Source organism: Roseibium suaedae (assembly GCF_900142725.1).
Taxonomy (GTDB): Bacteria; Pseudomonadota; Alphaproteobacteria; order Rhizobiales; family Stappiaceae; genus Roseibium; species Roseibium suaedae.
Genome location: NZ_FRBW01000007.1, coordinates 40,163 through 53,232, shown reverse-complemented (window position 1 = coordinate 53,232; position 13,070 = coordinate 40,163). Strand labels below are relative to the sequence as shown.

Below are 13,070 nucleotides of genomic sequence, written 5' to 3'. Positions count from 1 at the left end.
GAGCCGGCACAGGTGTCGCGTGTTTGCGCCGGCACATGCCCTTTAAGCAAGCGTCCCGACCGGTGGTTACCGATCGGGACGCCAAGAGTGATCCGGTTAATCCGGATTCAATCTGTTCTGACGATTAGCGGATCGGCGCAGCGTACTGGATGCCGCCGTCTTTCCACAGAGCGTTCAGACCGCGGGAGATCGCCAGCGGGGTGTTCGGACCGACGTTGCGATCGAAGGACTCACCGTAGTTGCCGACGTTCTTGACGATGGCCACGACCCAGTCATTCGGCAGGCCGAGCATTTCGCCGAACGCACCTTCAACACCGAGCAGACGCTTCACTTCCGGGTTATCGGAAGACTTCATCTCTTCAACGTTGGCAGAGGTCACGCCCAGCTCTTCAGCGTTGAGCATGGCGTTGTGGGTCCACTTGACCACGTCGAACCACTGATCGTCGCCATGACGAACGACCGGGCCGAGCGGCTCCTTGGAGATGATTTCCGGCAGAACGATGTGATCGCCCGGGTTGGTCAGCGTCAGACGGGTTGCGTAGAGGCCCGAAGCATCGTTCGAGAACACGTCGCAACGGCCGGCATCATAGGCCTTGACCACTTCTTCCAGCTTTTCGAAGGCAACGACTTCGTACGGCATGTTGTTGGAGCGGAAGTAGTCGGCGATGTTCAGCTCGGTGGTGGTGCCGGTCTGCGTGCAGACGGACGCGCCTGACAGTTCCAGGGCGGAGGCAACGCCGAGATCCTTGCGGACCATGAAGCCCTGGCCGTCGTAGTAGTTGACGCCAGCAAAGTTCAGACCGAGCGAGGTGTCGCGAGACAGCGTCCAGGTGGTGTTACGCGACAGGATGTCGATTTCGCCGGACTGCAGAGCAGTGAAACGCTCCTTAGCGCTCAGCGGCGAATACTTGACGTTGTCCGGAGTGCCGAACACTGCTGCGGAAACCGCGCGGCAGAGATCAACATCGAGACCAGTCCAGTTCCCCTGTGCATCCGGATTGGAGAAGCCCGGCAGACCCTGGCTAACACCGCACTGAATGAACCCCTTGGCTTTGACATCGTCGAGCGTGCCGGCCTGCGCAGCAGCGGCGGACGCAACGATTCCCATTGCGGCCCCAAGGGCCAGCGGAAGGATATTCTTGGACATAAGAATGCAGCCTTTATGTTACCCATACATTTTTTTGTTTTATCGGGATGGTGCTGCGGGCCCACGATTGACAGTGCTCAGGCTGGAAAGCTCTTCACATTGTCCCGGTGCGACCGGTTTTCCCTCCAAGCCCTCTTTAGACCATCCCAATGTATCCATTCGATGGCATTTGACGCGAAGGGTCAAGGGGTTGCAGTCTCACAATTACGACTTTTTCCCTAGTGGCCCTGGGAATGGTTAGCAAGTGAATGCACAGAAGGTGAACATGACCACGAACAAGCCAACTGACGCCTATTTTTTAGACACCGTCCTTACGCATGCTGGCAATGATCCGCAAAATTTCCATGGATTCGTGAACCCTCCGGTCGTTCATGCCTCGACAGTTCTGTTTCCGGACGTGGAAACCATGGAGGGGGGCAAGAAGCGGTATTACTACGGGCGCAGGGGAACCCCGACCAGCGACGCGCTGGAAGAAGCCATCCGCCAGATGGAAGGCGCCAAGGGGGTAAAGCTTGCCAATTCCGGCCTGAATGCGGTGGCGCTGGCCTGCCTGTCCTGCCTGAAGGCTGGCGACCACATCCTGATTGCCGACACGGCCTACGGCCCGACCCGGCATTTTGCCGATACGGTGCTGCCGAAATACGGCATCGAGGTCACCTACTATGACCCGGCCGTCGGCGGCGGCATCAAGAGCCTGTTCCAGCCGAACACCGCAGCCGTCTTCACCGAGGCTCCCGGCTCGCTCACCTTCGAAATGCAGGATATTCCAGCCATCGCGGAAGCCGCCAGAACCATCGGCGCCACCGTTCTGATGGACAACACCTGGGCCAGCCCCCTGTTCTGCAAGCCGCTGGATCTGGGCGTGGACCTGTCCATTCAGGCGGGCACGAAATACATCGTCGGGCACTCGGACACGATGATGGGCACGGTTGCCGCCTCTGAAAAGGCCTGGCCGGCACTCGAAGCGCTGCATGGCGCCCTCGGTGTCCATGTTGCGCCAGATGACGTCTATCTGGCCCTGCGCGGCCTCAGGACCCTGTCTGTGCGCCTTGAACGGCACATGCGCAGTTCGCTCGAGATCGCAACCTGGCTGGAGGCCCGCGACGACGTGAGCCGCGTGCATTATCCGGCCCTGGAAAGCGATCCGGGCCATGCGATCTGGAAGCGGGACTTCACCGGTGCCTGCGGCCTCTTCGCCTTCGACTTCAAGGCAGGCACCACCAAGGAGCAGTCCACCGCCTTCTTCAACGCGCTGACGCTCTTTGGACTTGGCTATTCCTGGGGGGGCTACGAGAGCCTGGCCATTCCGGTACACCTCAAGGGCGCGCGCACGGCCACGACCCCTGACAGCTCCGTGGTTTCGGGCCGTCTGCACATTGGCCTGGAAGATCCGCGTGATCTGAAGGCGGATCTGGACGCGGCATTCAAGGCCGCCTTCGGCTGATCGAAAGAGAAATCGGCGCGGTCAGATTGCCGGATCGCGCCGCTTTTCCCTGAAAATCAGCCAGAGGTTCCGGAAATAGATGATCAGGCCAAGCCCCTGGCCCGCAATGAACACTGGATCCTTGCGCTGGATCGCGTAAATCAGCAGCAAGACGCCGCCGCCGATGGAGAAGAACCAGAAGGCAACCGGCACGATCGACCGGCCGACCCGCTCGGAAGCGATCCACTGGATAACAAAGCGCATCATGAACATCCCTTGAGCGAAGAAGCCCAGGATGATCCAGAAATCAAACTGCACCACAAATACGCTGTGAAGCCAGTCGAGAAGCGCGGACATGATTTGATCCGTTCCTTGAACGTTGGGTGATCGGGGTTAGGAGCCGGCGGTCTGCCGCACACGGGCAATCCGCTTCCGGCGGCGCAGAAGCCACCAGACACCGAAAAGGTCGAGCACGCCCACCAGCGCCCGGTCGAAAATGCCGTATTTGGACGTGCCATGGCGGCGCTGACGATCCAGCACGTCGACATGCACCACGTCATAGCCTTCGCGGATGACCAGCGCGGGCAGGAAGCGGTGCCAGCTGTCGAAATAGGGAAGCTGCAGGAACACCTCGCGCCGCAGGGCCTTCAGGCCGCAGCCACTGTCGCGGGTCTTGTCCTTCAGGATCGCGCCGCGCAGCTTGTTGGCAAACTTGGAAGCATAGCGCTTGGCAAGGCTCGCCTTGCGGCCAAGACGCTGCCCGGCGGCAAGGGCGACCTGCGGACCACCGGCTGCCAGCGCATCCAGCAGTTCCGGGATATAGGCCGGATTGTTCTCGCCATCCCCATCGATGGTCGCGACCACGTCGCCACGGGCATTCAGAACGCCGGTGCGCACCGCACAGCTCTGGCCGCAAGCGGTTTCATGACGGAACACCCGCAGCCACGGATTTGCGGTCTGATAGGCGGCCAGCACCTCACCGGTGTTGTCCCCCGAGCCATCGTCGACAACGATGACTTCGAAATTCCGGCCGGTCAGGGCTTCGCGGATTTCGTCCAGCAGGATCGGCAGGTTCTCGGCTTCATCCTTGGCCGGAACAACCACGGTCACCGCTAGATGCCCCTTGGCGGCGCTCATCGCCTCATTGTGGCTGCTGGTCATGGCTCTCTCGCATTGGTTCAGCGCGCCGTGCCGTCTGACGGCCAAGCCAGGTGCGCCAGATTTCCCGGACGCAGGCCTTTGCAGAACGGGCGCTCATGATCGGCTCGATCCGGCCTTCCGGCGTGATGTGGAATCCGAGCCTGCGGCGGGCAAGTGCCCGCGCTGTGAAGAAGGTGAAGGTGACGCCCAGAAGCGTTCCGGCGATCACGTCGGAGGGATAATGGGCCCCGACAAAGCAGCGGCTGAAGGCCACCCAGAAGGCGGCAACCAGGATCAGCCAGCGCCAGGACGGGAAAATCAGCGCCAGCGCGGCAGCAAACGCCCCTACCGTAGTGGAATGGCCGGAGGGGAAGCTTGTGTAGCTGCCGTGGAAGGCAAAGAAATCGAACTCGACCGGCCCCACCTGATCATAAAGCTTCGGGCGCGCGCGCCCGAGAGACCATTTCAGGATCACGGACAGGACACCGCTTGCAGCAACAGTGAAGAAGATAAACCCACCATAGGTGAAGGCGGCGCCTGCCGCCATGCGCAGACGGAACCGCCACTTTCCGGTTTCCTGGGCAAGCAATGCCAGACAGATGACGCCCGAGGTCCACAAGATCCAGTGCGCCTTGCCCAGATCCGTGAAGGTGGCAAAAGTATTCAGATAGGCTGGCGGCAGAGAGCGGATCCAGGGGTAGGTCGGAATATCCAGAACCACCACGGCCAGACCAACTGTGAACAGAAGAACTGCAAAAATGTCCTGCGGCCTCTGACCGGGGCGCAAGGGGTCACGAAAGCGCTCCGCACGCTCTGCCCTGCCCGCGATCAGCTGGCGGACCTGACGGAAATTTCCGTCCATGCGGCCAACAATGCGCTTCAGCTTCGCTTGCAATCCGGTTTCGCTCATAAACTCCAGCCAGCTCTCGGGTCTGCGTTCAGGACATCCGTCAGGCTCACGGATGGACATAAAGTCCGATATCCATCCGTTTTCCGCCGTTGATATTGAGGCCGTCTACTCTCTTTCGCAGCTCAGGCACAAGTCCGTTCGCATTGGCAGCTTCAAGAAACGCCTGTTCCTGACGGCTTTCGACGACGGCAATACGGCAGGCCCCGGCCTTCTCAGGCGTTATCCCCGCATTTGTCTTGCCCGCAAGGAAGTCTGCCGCGTCCTTGCCGCTGACGAGCGCCGTTTGAGTTCCCTGCAGGAAAATGAAGCTCGGCTCGTTGAACCCGGCAGATGCAACCGCCGGATCCGTACAGGTGGCGCTCTCGGTGATCGCATCCGTCAGACGCGGGCTGATCCAGATCGTCTTGAGAGCCGGTCCGGTAAAGCCCCAGATCCCAATGGTGAGCACGACGGAGGCAGCAACAGCCAGAGGAACTCCATCAAGGGGGCGCCCCTGCACCAGACGGGAAGCAGCACCAATTGCCAGAAGCGCGCCGAAGACAGCCAAAACGGCCCCAGGGGGCGAGGGCCAGTCGCCGAGATAGAGCGGACCAGCAAAGCTGGCCACGGCCAGAGCCAGGGCGGGTATGGCCAGAAGAACGGCAGCAATCCAGCGCAGCGCCCGGTTGGACTGCCGGCCCACCCCTTCCATCAGCGCCGCGCCCACCGGAATGGCCAAGGCTGGCAGCAAGGGCATGGTGTAATGGGGCAGTTTGGTCGCGACCAGTTCAAACACGACCCAGGACGGCAGGAACCAGGCGGCACAGAAGACCACCAGCGGGCTTGCCCGGCCACGCCAGATAGCGCCAAGCGCCAGCAGCACGAAGGCGGGCAGCGGCCAGAACACGCCGAACATCACGCCCAGATGGGTCAGCGGCGGCGCACCATGCCCCTCCTGCCCCTGCCCGACCTTGCCGAGCAGATCCTTGCCGACAGCCTCCTGGAAAAAGGCGCCATCGGTGGCGATGTAGATCGCAACGAACCAGGGCAGAACCAGCGCGACGAACCAGAGCAACCCGGCAAGGGGAGCTGCCGACTTGAACCAGGCGAATTTGCGGGTCAGCACCATGATCCCGGCAATGGTGAAGCCGAGCACCATCAACGCGACCGGCCCCTTGACCAGAACGCCGACTGCAAGCCCTGTCCAGAACAGGAAGGCCAGACCCCAGCGGCGCTCTTCGCCGCCATTCAGCCAGATGCGGGCCAATGCCCCCTGCGCGAGCGCAATACTGGCAAAGAGCACGGCATCGGTTTTGGCCAGTCTTGCCTCGACGCCCAGAATGATCGCGGCCAGGCAGAACAGCCCTGCAACAAGAGCGGCAGGTGGACCGACAAAAGCCCTCGCCGTCCAGTAGACAAAGAGCACCGTCAGGCAGGCAGCAATAAGAGAGGGAAGACGGTAGGCCCAGAGCGGCGCATCCGCCCCAAAGCCGGTCATCTTCACCGCAGCTGCCTGGATCCAGTAGATGCCCACAGGTTTCTTGTGACGGGCTTCTTCCTGAAAGCGGATATCGACATAGTTATCCGTCTCAAGCATTTGCTTGGTGGCCTGGGTGAAGCGCGGTTCGTCCCTGTCGAGCGGTGGAATGGTCCATTGGCCCGGAATGAAAATCGCGAGTGCCAGCAGCAAAAGCAGCAATGGCGCACTGACATCATGGGCAAAGAGACGCATCCAGAGGGGGCGGCGCACAGCGTCCATGCCATCACTCATGTCGATCAGGTTCCTGCTCTTTGCCGGACTTTTCGGTCCGGCTTTTGTCCGGTCGGGCTCTCGCCGCATTCCGCTTCCTCCTACATGAGACGGAGGAAAAGGGAAACAGGCGCTTGCCTGAGAGCCAGCCTCCGGTATCGTCTCCCGGACGTTAAGCCTATCCATTTCTTGGACCTATCATGACACTGATTGCCCAGATTACCGACTTGCATCTCCGGCCGAGCGGTCTGACCTGCTACCGGGTCAGCGACACCAACATGCGCGCAGAGCGCGCGGTCAAGGCACTGCTGGCGCTCGAGCCGCGTCCGGACGCGGTCGTGGTCACCGGTGACCTGACCGACAACAACGATCCGCGTGAATATGCCCAGGCCCGCCGCATGCTGTCGAAGCTGCCCATGCCGGTCTATCTGCTGCCCGGCAACCATGATCAATCCGACGGGATGAAGGCTGCCTTTTCCGACTATCCGGGCATCCGCGACACCGCCAGCGGCAAGATCTATTACGCTGCCGACATCGGCAGCCTCCGGCTGATCGCCCTTGATTCCAACGTCCCCGGCAAGCCTCACGGTCATCTTGGCCAGGAGCAGCTGGACTGGCTGTCCAGAACCTTGAGCGAGAGCGACAAGCCGACGATTCTGGCCATCCACCATCCGCCCTGCCTGACCGGCATTCCGCATATGGACGGCATTGGCCTGGCCGATGGCGAGGCTCTGGCAGACGTCGTCCGGCCGCATGCCCATGTGGAGCGGATCATCTGCGGCCATGTGCACCGGCCGCTGGTGACGTCCTTCGCAGGCAAGATCATGACCCTTGCCCCCTCGACAGCCCACCAGCTTGTTCTGGAATTCTCCGAGGATGCGCCGGGCCAGTTCAATTTCGAACCGGCCGCCTATTTCATCCATCGCCACACCCCGGCAACAGGCCTTGTCAGCCATCTTGCCTATGTGGAACAGCACCCCGGCCCCTTCCCGTTCTGGGCCGATGAAGGCGTCACCTGGCCCGGAGATGAAAAGGTATGAGTGGTTATGCCACAGACCGTCGCCGCTTTCTGACCGGGCTGACCGGTGCAGGCCTGCTTGCAACCAGCCTGTCCGGTTGCGGCATGCTGAACTTCAGCAAGGAACTGGAAGAGGAAACGGTGATCACACCGGTTGCCGTCGACCAGGATGCCATGCTGGCCATGCTCAACGCCTACCGGGCGCAAAAGGGCAAGTCACCGCTGCTTCATGACCGCAGGCTTGATCTCGTCTCCGCGGACATGGCCCGCCACATCGCGGAGAAGGACAGCATGGACACCTGGGCCCACAGCCCGTTCGGTCTGTCCCAGCGGCTCGACAAGGCTGGCTATGCCAATTATGCGGGCGCGGAAAACCTGGGGGCTGGCTATGCCAGTCTGCAGGCAGCCTTCGCCGGCTGGCAGAAATCACCGGATCACAACAAGAACCTGCTGAACATCTATGTGACCCGCGTCGGCATCGCCCGCATGTCCCGCAACAACGGAAAGTGGCGCAATTTTTGGGTCATGACCCTGTCGCGTCCGCAGGAAGACGGCAGGCCGGTCGTCCGCTAGGCGGAAATCTGCAAGGCATTCAAAAGAAAAAAGGCGGGTCCAAAAGACCCGCCTGAAGTGAGTTTCCAGAGACCCCGAAAGGGGCACCGGCAATCGCCAGTGAGAACGCCGCTCCAAAGTGGAGTATTATTCTCAAGTTTTTTCTAGCCGCTCATCCGGCACCTGTCAACCGCCCTAGAACGGGAATGGCCGGGCTGCAAATTCGGCCTCACTCCGCCCCCCAAGAAACAGTCTGCGCTTGCCGAAACGAGGCTGCCAGCTTGCCAGATCAGGCGAGAGGATCTTGACGCAAGGGATCTTGAGACCGGGCTCGGTCACATCAACCTCATAGAGACGGATCCCGTCCGCAAGGCAGCTTTCAAGCACATCTTCCGGAGAAAAAATCTCCGATGGGATCTCATCCATCATCCTGGCCTCAAGCAAACCGAGATCCTGCCGGACATCCACGCTGGCGCCATAGGCAAGCGGAGGCGGCAAGGGACGTGCGGAAGCACCGGCATTCTTGACCTGCTCCACTTGCCAGGACCTCAGGGCAAAGGCATGGGAGCGCTCGCTCTGCAGCATTTCACTCAGAGCACTTTCCGCCGCCTGAGCATAGGTCAGCCCTGCGGACGAACCGAAAGCCGCCTCAAGCCCCCCGTCTGTGTGCGACAAGGCGACAACTACATGCGCGGAAAATTCGCAATCCAGGGTCAGGATCCAGGTGGTACGCGCCCGATCCTTGATAAATTGCGCCACCTCGACATCGAAAACCTGTGACCAACTCGCCTCGCAAAGCCGGGTTATCCCCAGGCGGTTGTACCAGGCACGGGCAACAGCATCACGCTCCACCAGCTCAAGAAGTGCCCTTTGCCGCGCCCCTTCCAGATCCCTCCAGACGGCAGCGCCGACCGTTGATCCAAGCCCAAGTCCAGCGAAGGGCGAAGTCCGGTCCGTTTCGACAAAGACGCCGCAGGCAGGCACGCTGACAGGCTCTCCAGTCGAAAGATCAAGCCCGCGCAAACGGTCCACTGAGACCGAATTCCAATCGATCCGCCCCCCCTCGCCCGTGAAGGCTTCAAGATGAGGGCGGGCCGCCAGAAGAACCGCTTCCTGCTGCCGGCTGAAGCCCAGCACCTCACCGAGGTTGAGGTCCACACAGCCCCCGGAGCGGCCCACGACACGCCCGTCCTCCGGACGCCGGCGCAAAAGCGTTGCTCTTTCCGCAAGTTCCCCCAGGCAGGAGAGAACGGCTTTAGCCTTCGCCCGTCCCTGCCCGCCACTCACAACGGACCGCATGGCAGCCTCCGGCACGCCATCCAGCCGGCTTCCAGCACCTGGAAAGGCAGCCATCAACACATAGGGAAAATCATCAAGGGAGATGTCGAAAAGCTCAGGCCGCAGCGCATCCAGAAGCGGCGCGAAAAGGCAAAGTGCCGTCAGATCGAAAGGCGGAACGAGCGTCAAACCGGCATCGTTCCAGCGTGCTGCGCCCAATTCAACAAGCTTGTCAGAGGCCCGTTTCTGGTCCGGCTGAACTCGCCCCCCTTGGGATGTCTCACCGCCTTCCGCCAGTTCCCGCGCCAGCTCTTCAAATGCCCCCAAAATCACCTCTTTTCCTTGTCCACACCCGGCAACCACTCTGGATTGCACCCCCAGTTGGCTCCCATAAATTCATTGATTTTCACAACCGGCGATCAAAGTATTTAAGTGACGAAACGATGCTTATTTAGAAGTTTTCAAAACTAAAAACATCGCTTCTCAAAAGAATGACTTTCTGCCGAAAGTTTAGAAAGCGCAGAAATTCATCTTTTTAATAAAATACAACCAATTTCACACAGTTTATGCGAGGTATCATCATGTCTACGGTTCATTCCACCACCGAAAAGCTTGAGTTTGCAGCCACCATGGGCGCGATGATCCAGGACAGTTCAGAACGCGCTGCTCTGGTTGACCATCTTTCGGCTGACGGCCGCCTCACTGTTCTGGCAGACACTGCAGACACAGTCCACCTGGTCGTTCCGGCTGATCTGGATGATGCCCGCATTGCCAGCGGCGACGAAGACTATCTGCTCGAAATCGGCCGCCGCGCCCTCGGCAACTGCATGTACGACATCCTGCCGGAATAACTTTCTGCTCTCCAGAACGGCAGCGCCCGAAAAACTCGGGCTCTGCCGCTCTTCCGGCGTGCGCCGGATCAATCTTCCGCCGGGAGTAAATGTGATGGCCCGTTTTCCTGCCTATCAGAAGAACATCCTTGCCCTTGGACAACTGCTTGCGAAGGCCGCAACAGATCCGGAGGCACAGCGCCGCCTGAAGTCAGATCCTGCAGGGGAGTTGCGCCGGGCAGGCCTGCCAGAAGAGACAGTCAGCCTCTTCACCTTCAAGGTCTCGGTTACAAAAGCTGGCGAAAAGGAACCGGTGGTCCTGCCCTGGCGCCTGAACCAGGAAAAGCTCACCCGTCAGGACCCGGACTATCTGCTATCCATTGCAGAGACATTCATGGGAGATGTCACGCGGCCAAACTCTACGCATTTGGAGAGCTTGCGGGAGGAGCGCCATCCCAGGCAGCTCAATTGAAATTGAGATTGGACAAGACAAAACTGCCACCAGCAGCATAGGCCGCTCTTGCTGCCGGATCCTGATACATGTTCGTGTGATGGAGCCAGGTCCGGACGATTTCATGGTTTGCCGGAACGGCATTGGGCAATCTGGAAAGGGCTCGGGACTTCAATTGCTCCAGAACCCGCTGGGCCTCTGAACCGTTCCCCTGTTTCAGCAAGGCGGAAATACGCGTCACCAGAGCGACAATGCTGTCGCTTGGCGCCCGGCTCAGCAAATCTGCTGCCTGACCATAGTCGCCGGTCGAGAAATGGATGTTGCCCATATATTCGTAAAAGACACGCGGCGCAGCGGAAACCTTTGACAGGGCGCTGTCGGCAAGCTGCCGCGCCCGGTCCAGATCTCCGATGAAGCCATAGCCTTCCGCAACCGACATGAGATTGAAAGGATCGCGCGGATTGAGCCGCTCCGCTTCCGCGAAGGACTTCCGCGCCTCGCTCGCCCTGCCCGCCACTGTCAGCGCCCACCCGCTGATCCGCTGGGCAAGAACCTGCCACGGATCAAGCAGCACGGCCCGCGAGCCACTGTCCACCGCATCTTCCGGGCAAACCACACCGCCGGCAGCGAGCGGATAATACATCAGCCGCTTGAGAAGGACGGAGGTCTTGCCTGCATGGGGCAAGGAGAAGGATGGATGTTCCGACATCAGTTCATCCAGGATCTTCAAGGCCCGTTGATCCGAGCTGAGACTGAACTCCCACAGCAGGGCTTCAGCCTGACACCAGCGGCTGAAAGGGGTAACGCCCGGGCGGGAGCGCAACCGGCCGATAATATGCCCCTGAATCCGGTCAACCGCCTGGAAGCACGATGATTTCAAATCATCGATGGATCGGATGCGCTCCAGATCAATCACCTCATTGAACTGGACACGACCAGTATCCCGGCGCTCAAGCTGCAGATAGAGGCAGTCCGTGAAGGGATCGTGCCGGAAGCGCAGGAGGAAACTTCCCAACTCCCCCGCCTCAACCCGCGTCAGTTCCACATTGGCACCATTGCCCCCGACAAGAGACTGATCATAAAGATCAAGGTTTCGGTAGGCAGCCAGAGAGGTCCGGATTTCATCTAGCGCCGACAGGGCATACGGCGACTGGCTTGCCCCATTCCCCAGTTGCACGATTGTCAGTTCCGGCAATTGCACCGCATCGGCGCTCTCGCCAATCAGCGCTCCCGCCATGGCATAGGGCCGCTCTGAGGGCTGAGACTGCTGCAAGGCGCCGGAACCAATCTCCAGCAAGGCAAGGGTCGCCGCCTCCGGCACTGCATCCAGGGCTGCCTTGAGTTCCGCCTTGCAGATCTCAAGCTGCTGTTCCGCCTCGGTCCGCCGCCCGCCAACCAGCAAGGCCTGAATCAGAATCTGATGGGCCTGTTCGTTGCTGGCATCGATCTGAAGAATGAAACGGGCTCCCGCTTCAATCCGGGGAGAGGGCTCCGCCAGCCGGGCGTCATTGAGAACCTTCAGCGTCTGGGCAATCAGATGGTCCTCGACACGCCGCCGCTCGATCAGCAACCAGTCGGCAAAGTGGGAATCGATCGTCTCGAATCCGCTGAGGAACGGCCCGGTAACGAGTTTACTCGCCTGCTGGAAATCAGAGGCGCGGCCAGAACGGAGCAATTCCTCTACTCTCGCCACATCCGTCGAAATGACCCCGGAGTTTAGAGCAAGGTGATTTTTATCCGCTGGAACAACGAGTGGAGTTTCCCTTGGAGCGACCACCTTGATCTGCCGGAGCGCCTGCCGCAGCGACTGGGCAGCCTTCTCTCTTTCCGCCGCACTCCAGAAGAGATCAGCAAGCTTTTCCCGGGTCGCGACCCCGCCTTGGCACCTTGACAGAAAAGCAAGAATTGCCAATGACTTGCGCGTAGCCATCGGCATTGGCCGGCCGCAAGCCAATGTCAGCTCCGGAACGCCGAATGTCTTGAGTTTGAAGGCCTCGGCCATGCTGAACCCCAGAAAGACAGGGACATGATTTTGCCTGTCTGTTAACCTAGTATACCAGTCCGGGCTTGATTTCAGACTCTGTTTATCACGCTATTTTCACGCACTGTACCGATGTTTGACAATGCGTTTAATGCTGGAGATCGAAACGAGGCCATTTTCGAACTCCGACGCAAATTTATACAACCGGAAATATCCGGGTGTTTTCAAAGAACTTGAAAAAGATGGGTGTCTTTCATGTCCAATTCGCCTGCTAGCGATACGATCAAAACCGGCGACATCGAATCTGCGGATGAGACGCTGAAGCGCATGATTTTCTTCACCAAGCGCGAGGCTGAAAAAGACGGACGGGTGTTCTGTGCCTATCTGCTTGATCTGGCCCTGAACGCGCTGGATGAAGATTCAAAGGAGATGAACATGGCCCTCAAGGCCAAGATCACTCCCCTGACCGTCGGTATGCCGGCTCAGGACTGAATTTTAGGGCATTTCAACGGCCGGTAGCCGCCACCCCGCACATGGCTGCCGCACTATTTCATATTTTAGTTTTATTTTAGCGAGTTTCCACCTGACGGCATCGAAGGGCTGGCCAATGC

13 protein-coding genes are annotated in these 13,070 nt (G+C 59.9%); 6 read left to right on the top strand and 7 right to left on the bottom strand.

Translation table 11 applies throughout. The features are described 5' to 3' along the window. Positions 1-124 precede the first annotated feature (124 nt). Positions 125-1,147 carry an amino acid ABC transporter substrate-binding protein gene (locus tag BUA94_RS21570; protein WP_073015449.1) on the bottom strand — a complete coding sequence of 341 codons (1,023 nt, stop codon included), beginning with the start codon at positions 1,145-1,147 and terminating at the stop codon, positions 125-127. A 265-nt stretch (positions 1,148-1,412) separates the two neighbouring features. Here BUA94_RS21570 and metC point away from each other — a divergent pair, with 265 nt between their 5' ends. Further along, positions 1,413-2,591, top strand: coding sequence for a cystathionine beta-lyase (metC, locus tag BUA94_RS21565; protein ID WP_073015448.1), 1,179 nt, complete (start codon positions 1,413-1,415; stop codon positions 2,589-2,591). 21 nt (positions 2,592-2,612) lie between these two features. Here metC and BUA94_RS21560 read toward each other — a convergent pair whose 3' ends face one another. The 4 genes from BUA94_RS21560 to BUA94_RS21545 are packed head-to-tail and all read right to left on the bottom strand — an operon-like array spanning position 2,613 to position 6,439. Next, a complete protein-coding gene (locus tag BUA94_RS21560) occupies positions 2,613-2,927 on the bottom strand; it encodes a lipid-A-disaccharide synthase N-terminal domain-containing protein (RefSeq protein WP_073015447.1) in 315 nt (104 codons plus the stop codon). 36 nt (positions 2,928-2,963) lie between these two features. Next, positions 2,964-3,731 (bottom strand): glycosyltransferase family 2 protein, encoded by a 768-nt coding sequence (locus BUA94_RS21555; protein ID WP_073015446.1) that lies wholly within the window; start codon positions 3,729-3,731, stop codon positions 2,964-2,966. Continuing rightward, a complete protein-coding gene (locus BUA94_RS21550; protein WP_073015445.1) occupies positions 3,712-4,620 on the bottom strand; it encodes a phosphatase PAP2 family protein in 909 nt (302 codons plus the stop codon). Before BUA94_RS21550 ends, BUA94_RS21555 begins: the two co-directional genes overlap by 20 nt. A 46-nt stretch (positions 4,621-4,666) precedes the next feature. Further along, positions 4,667-6,439: an ArnT family glycosyltransferase gene (locus tag BUA94_RS21545; protein WP_084082180.1), complete on the bottom strand. Its 1,773-nt coding sequence runs from the start codon at positions 6,437-6,439 to the stop codon at positions 4,667-4,669. A gap of 110 nt (positions 6,440-6,549) precedes the next feature. Between BUA94_RS21545 and BUA94_RS21540 the strand changes: the two genes are divergently transcribed. Both BUA94_RS21540 and BUA94_RS21535 read left to right on the top strand, forming a co-directional pair. Continuing rightward, entirely contained in the window at positions 6,550-7,389 is an 840-nt protein-coding gene (locus BUA94_RS21540; RefSeq protein ID WP_073015444.1) for a phosphodiesterase, read from the top strand. Next, entirely contained in the window at positions 7,386-7,940 is a 555-nt protein-coding gene (locus BUA94_RS21535; RefSeq protein ID WP_073015443.1) for a CAP domain-containing protein, read from the top strand. Before BUA94_RS21540 ends, BUA94_RS21535 begins: the two co-directional genes overlap by 4 nt. Positions 7,941-8,114: 174 nt before the next feature. Here the strand turns inward: BUA94_RS21535 and BUA94_RS21530 are convergent, their stop codons facing one another. Beyond that, positions 8,115-9,524, bottom strand: a complete 1,410-nt coding sequence (locus BUA94_RS21530; protein ID WP_139251249.1) for a YcaO-like family protein — start codon at positions 9,522-9,524, stop codon at positions 8,115-8,117. 254 nt (positions 9,525-9,778) lie between these two features. Here BUA94_RS21530 and BUA94_RS21525 point away from each other — a divergent pair, with 254 nt between their 5' ends. Next, complete coding sequence (locus BUA94_RS21525; protein WP_073015441.1) at positions 9,779-10,048, top strand: hypothetical protein; 270 nt, start codon at positions 9,779-9,781, stop codon at positions 10,046-10,048. Positions 10,049-10,142: 94 nt separating this feature from the next. Next, the gene (locus BUA94_RS21520; RefSeq protein ID WP_073015440.1) at positions 10,143-10,499 is read left to right on the top strand and encodes a hypothetical protein; all 357 of its coding nucleotides are present in this window, start codon (positions 10,143-10,145) and stop codon (positions 10,497-10,499) included. Here BUA94_RS21520 and BUA94_RS21515 read toward each other — a convergent pair. After that, entirely contained in the window at positions 10,492-12,153 is a 1,662-nt protein-coding gene (locus tag BUA94_RS21515; protein ID WP_175558102.1) for a BTAD domain-containing putative transcriptional regulator, read from the bottom strand. The two genes, BUA94_RS21520 and BUA94_RS21515, sit on opposite strands and share 8 nt — an antisense overlap. Before the next feature lie 561 nt (positions 12,154-12,714). On the opposite strand from BUA94_RS21515, the gene BUA94_RS21510 reads away from it, so the two are divergent. Then, on the top strand, positions 12,715-12,951 hold the full coding sequence (locus BUA94_RS21510) for a hypothetical protein (RefSeq protein ID WP_139251248.1): 237 nt from the start codon (positions 12,715-12,717) through the stop codon (positions 12,949-12,951). The last annotated feature ends 119 nt before the right edge of the window (positions 12,952-13,070 follow it).

Coding starts and splice junctions, on each gene's coding strand:
- metC (WP_073015448.1), top strand. CDS start 1,413: ATGACCACGAACAAGCCAACTGACGCCTATTTTTTAGACACCGTCCTT.
- BUA94_RS21540 (WP_073015444.1), top strand. CDS start 6,550: ATGACACTGATTGCCCAGATTACCGACTTGCATCTCCGGCCGAGCGGT.
- BUA94_RS21570 (WP_073015449.1), bottom strand. CDS start 1,147: ATGTCCAAGAATATCCTTCCGCTGGCCCTTGGGGCCGCAATGGGAATC.
- BUA94_RS21560 (WP_073015447.1), bottom strand. CDS start 2,927: ATGTCCGCGCTTCTCGACTGGCTTCACAGCGTATTTGTGGTGCAGTTT.
- BUA94_RS21535 (WP_073015443.1), top strand. CDS start 7,386: ATGAGTGGTTATGCCACAGACCGTCGCCGCTTTCTGACCGGGCTGACC.
- BUA94_RS21555 (WP_073015446.1), bottom strand. CDS start 3,731: ATGACCAGCAGCCACAATGAGGCGATGAGCGCCGCCAAGGGGCATCTA.
- BUA94_RS21550 (WP_073015445.1), bottom strand. CDS start 4,620: ATGAGCGAAACCGGATTGCAAGCGAAGCTGAAGCGCATTGTTGGCCGC.
- BUA94_RS21525 (WP_073015441.1), top strand. CDS start 9,779: ATGTCTACGGTTCATTCCACCACCGAAAAGCTTGAGTTTGCAGCCACC.
- BUA94_RS21510 (WP_139251248.1), top strand. CDS start 12,715: ATGTCCAATTCGCCTGCTAGCGATACGATCAAAACCGGCGACATCGAA.
- BUA94_RS21520 (WP_073015440.1), top strand. CDS start 10,143: ATGGCCCGTTTTCCTGCCTATCAGAAGAACATCCTTGCCCTTGGACAA.
- BUA94_RS21545 (WP_084082180.1), bottom strand. CDS start 6,439: ATGCGGCGAGAGCCCGACCGGACAAAAGCCGGACCGAAAAGTCCGGCA.